Raw genomic sequence first — 3,663 nt, 5'->3', positions numbered from 1 at the left:
TCATGAACAGAAAACAATCATTACGACAGACCCTTATTTTGTTCTGTCTTTTTCAATTTTCATTTTTCATTTTTAATGCCAATGCGCAAGTAACAATTGGGGCTGACAAAGCCCCCGAAACATTCTCAGCTTTAGAGGTAGTAAGTACTACAGGTGGTTTTCGTCTGCCTCAGCTTACTACCGACCAGCGTAATGCTTTATCGGTAAGTGGTAAGGATTTAGCAAAGGGGTTAACTATTTACAACACTACCACTAACTGTACCGATACTTGGAACGGTACTGCTTGGATATCGAACTGTGGCGATAACGTGGCTCCACAAATTACTACTCAGCCCCGTGCTTTCAACTGGAAAGAAACTGTAGGTGCCGGTACTTTGTTAGGTATTGGTACTGATGCGGCTACTATCCGCGTAGCGGCTACAGGTGTTGCTCCTCTTACTTACCAATGGTACGAACTGACAGCTAACACCAATGCTGCTCCTGCTCCTATAGCTGGTGAAACAGCAGCAACTTTCGCTCCCGACTTATCAGTATTGGGCATGCGCCGTTATTACTGCCAAGTTACCGACGCTAACGGCAATAGCATAAATAGCAACATAGCCGAAGTAGCTGTAGGTTGTGGTGCTAAAACTGTGTCAGGAGGATGGAGCAAATTTATGTGTTATAATCTTGGCGCTACTGACCAAAGTATTGCAGCTCAAAAAGCTTATGGTAGTCCGGTGTTTAGTCATCCGGATACAAAAGATGATAATTCAGTTGTTTACGGAGACTTATACCAATGGGGGCGTATAACTGATGGTCACGAAAAGCGTACTAGTGCCAATACTGCTATAGATGAAACGGTAACAGGTACTACTGCCGGACATGGAGATTTTATTCTTGTCACTGTTCATCCATTTAATTGGACTACTGCTGCTACTGCTGATTTGAATTGGAGTAGCCAGAAAAATAGTACTTACGACCCATGTCCTGCCGGATGGCGTGTTCCCGCTCAGAGTGAGTGGGGTGATATCTTTCGTGGCGGTTCAGTTCCCGGTGCTTCGAGCACTGCCGTAGCTAACACTTGGAGCCGGTTTTCTACAGGTGGTACTAATGGTTACGAAGTGAAACCTGACGGTGAGACTACTACTCTCTTTTTGCCCGCTGCTGGCTATCGCGCTGGCAGTAATGGCGAGTTCTACCACGTAGGTTCTATAGGTAGCTATTGGAGTGCAAGCCTTAACAGTATGTACTCGATAAACCAGTATTTCTATGGTAATGATGTGTACCCGGCAACCAATAACTACTGTGCGTTCGGCTTCAGTGTACGGTGTGTAGCGGAGTTGTAATTTTTTATATGCAAGAGATTGTATTCGATAAGAGTATAATGGTAAGTATTATCGGATACAATCTTTTTTTTACTTTTTTTGTCCTTTCGGATTTTAAACAAAAAGAATGATAATTCTGAAGCAAATAAAGGCTTATCCCTTACTTCTGTAGCTCTATTTCCATTTTATCGTTTTTTCTGACCTGCCCATTGTCGAGCATAAAACGAAGCACCTGTAGTACCTTGGTTTCGCTGATTTTTGTCGATTCTATCAATTGGCTAACTGTTAGTGGTTTATCCGATAAGGTTTCGGCGATTAGTGTGCATATGGATTCAAAATCGGCGTTGCTGGTTTTACGTTCTTTGTTTTTGAGGCAAATGTCGCACTGACTGCAAGGTTTGGAGTCTTTTTCTCCGAAATAGCTAAGGAGAATCTGACTGCGGCAAATGTTTTCTTCTTTGGCGTAAGCCAATACGCTTTTGGCACGGGCTGTGTAACGTTCTTTCCGGTCTTCGTATACGTCTTTTCCAAGACGGATAAGGCTTGCAATTTCGCGCTCGTGTGTATAGGTAAGAAAAGGTGTTTTCTTGCGTGGGATATATTGGATTATGCCCGCTTTACTAAGTGCAACTAACTGCTGATATACTTCGTTGTGAGTCCATTGCAGCCTTTTTGCCAGCAAATCCTCGTTTATATAGGCAGGCTCGGTAAACAAGCCTGTGTATGAGCGTAGCAGCAGATGTATGAGTTTTTCCTGTTCGGGCGTTTGTTTTTCCTGATAAAGCTCGTCTTTGTTGATTGTAAACAGTACGCGGGATGAATTGTCCTGTTCGTCGGTTAAATCCACATAACCTGCTTGTTGCAGTATTTTTAATGAACTGTATGTGGGCAGGATGGCAAGATGAAACTTTGAGCAGAAGTCGTTTATATCGAAAGCAAAGGTAGTATCCAATCCCGACCCCAAGCCTACTTGCAGATAGTTGCCCAAAGCGTCATATACTTTTCGTATCATGTCTTTTTCGGGGAATGAATCGGCTATACGCTTGTTTATTTTTACTGAGTCGGAATTGTTATACAACAGGATTGCATAGGCTTTTTCTTCGTCGCGCCCTGCCCGCCCTGCTTCCTGAAAATAGGCTTCTAATGAGTCGGGCAAATCCATATGAATAACAGTGCGCACATCTGCCTTGTCGATGCCCATGCCAAAGGCATTGGTGGCTACAATTACACGGGTTTCACCTGTTTTCCAACGGTTTTGGCGTCCGTCTTTAATCTCGTTACTAAGTCCTGCATGAAAATGCTCGGCTGTAATGCCATTCTTAATAAGGAAATCTGCAATTTCCTTGGTCTTTTTCCTGTTCCTTACGTATACTACCGAAGTCCCTTGTACGCTTTTCAGGATTTTCAATAACTGTTCTTCTTTGTTTTCAGCGTTCCGTACTATGTAAGCCAGATTGCTGCGATGGAAACTTTTCTGAAAAACGTTTTTTTCTTTGAAACGCAGTTTTTCCTGTATGTCATTTACCACTTCGGGGGTTGCCGTAGCTGTGAGCGCCAGTATGGGCACATGGGGAAGCAGGTCGCGCATTTCGGCAATGCGTAAATACGAGGGACGGAAATCGTACCCCCATTGCGATATACAGTGGGATTCGTCCACAGCCACCATGCAAACATTCATTTGCTTGAGCTTCTCGATAAAAATTGCTGTGGAAAGGCGTTCGGGTGATACGTACAGGAATTTATAAGCATCGAAAACGCAGTTGTCCAGTGTCAGCAATATCTCTTTGTTTGTCATGCCTGAATAAATAGCGGCGGCTGAGATGTTGCGTTTCCTCAGGTTTTCCACCTGATCTTTCATCAATGCTATAAGCGGTGTGACAACGATACATACTCCATCCATAGCCATAGCGGGCACCTGAAAAGTCAGCGATTTTCCTCCCCCGGTAGGCATCAGTCCGAGTGTGTCTTTTCCCGAAGCTATACTTTTTATAATGTCGCCCTGCAGTGGGCGGAAATTATCATAGTGCCAGTATTGCCTGAGTATGTCGAAATATGGTTGCATGAAAGTTTTAGCAAAAACGGGTGTGTATAATTTGAACAAAGTTACAAAAATAGTTACGAGTTACAAGCTGCAAGGGCATCAAAAACATGCAGATTTACTATTTCCTTCTTTCGTAGTCGTAGCTAATCTTTCCGCCTCAGCTGGTGAGCGTTAAGAAATTTAGCGTAACGAAGCGTTAAACAGGATTTGCTGTTTGACGAGCGTAGCGAGGAGTTTCAAAGCCTGTAGCGTAGTGGAGTTGAATTTTAGCGAAGCAGGTGTAGCGGTGGCTTTTTTGTTTACTTTTTCAGCTAT

Annotated in this window: 2 protein-coding genes; one reads left to right on the top strand and one right to left on the bottom strand. The window is 43.5% G+C overall.

What is annotated here, in order from left to right; all coding sequences use genetic code 11:
• Positions 1–1,328 (top strand): FISUMP domain-containing protein (locus D0T49_RS12225; protein WP_304623099.1); only part of this gene is annotated, 1,328 nt, incomplete at its 5' end.
• A 139-nt stretch (positions 1,329–1,467) separates the two neighbouring features.
• Here D0T49_RS12225 and D0T49_RS12220 read toward each other — a convergent pair.
• Positions 1,468–3,369, bottom strand: a complete 1,902-nt coding sequence (locus D0T49_RS12220) for a RecQ family ATP-dependent DNA helicase (RefSeq protein ID WP_163632004.1) — start codon at positions 3,367–3,369, stop codon at positions 1,468–1,470.
• Positions 3,370–3,663: the final 294 nt, after the last annotated feature.

Origin of the sequence: Paludibacter sp. 221, from assembly GCF_010501035.1 — a bacterium.
Lineage (GTDB): Bacteria > Bacteroidota > Bacteroidia > Bacteroidales > Paludibacteraceae > QVMH01.
Note: the sequence above shows the minus strand (reverse complement) of the source record. Positions and strands in the feature narration are given on the sequence as shown.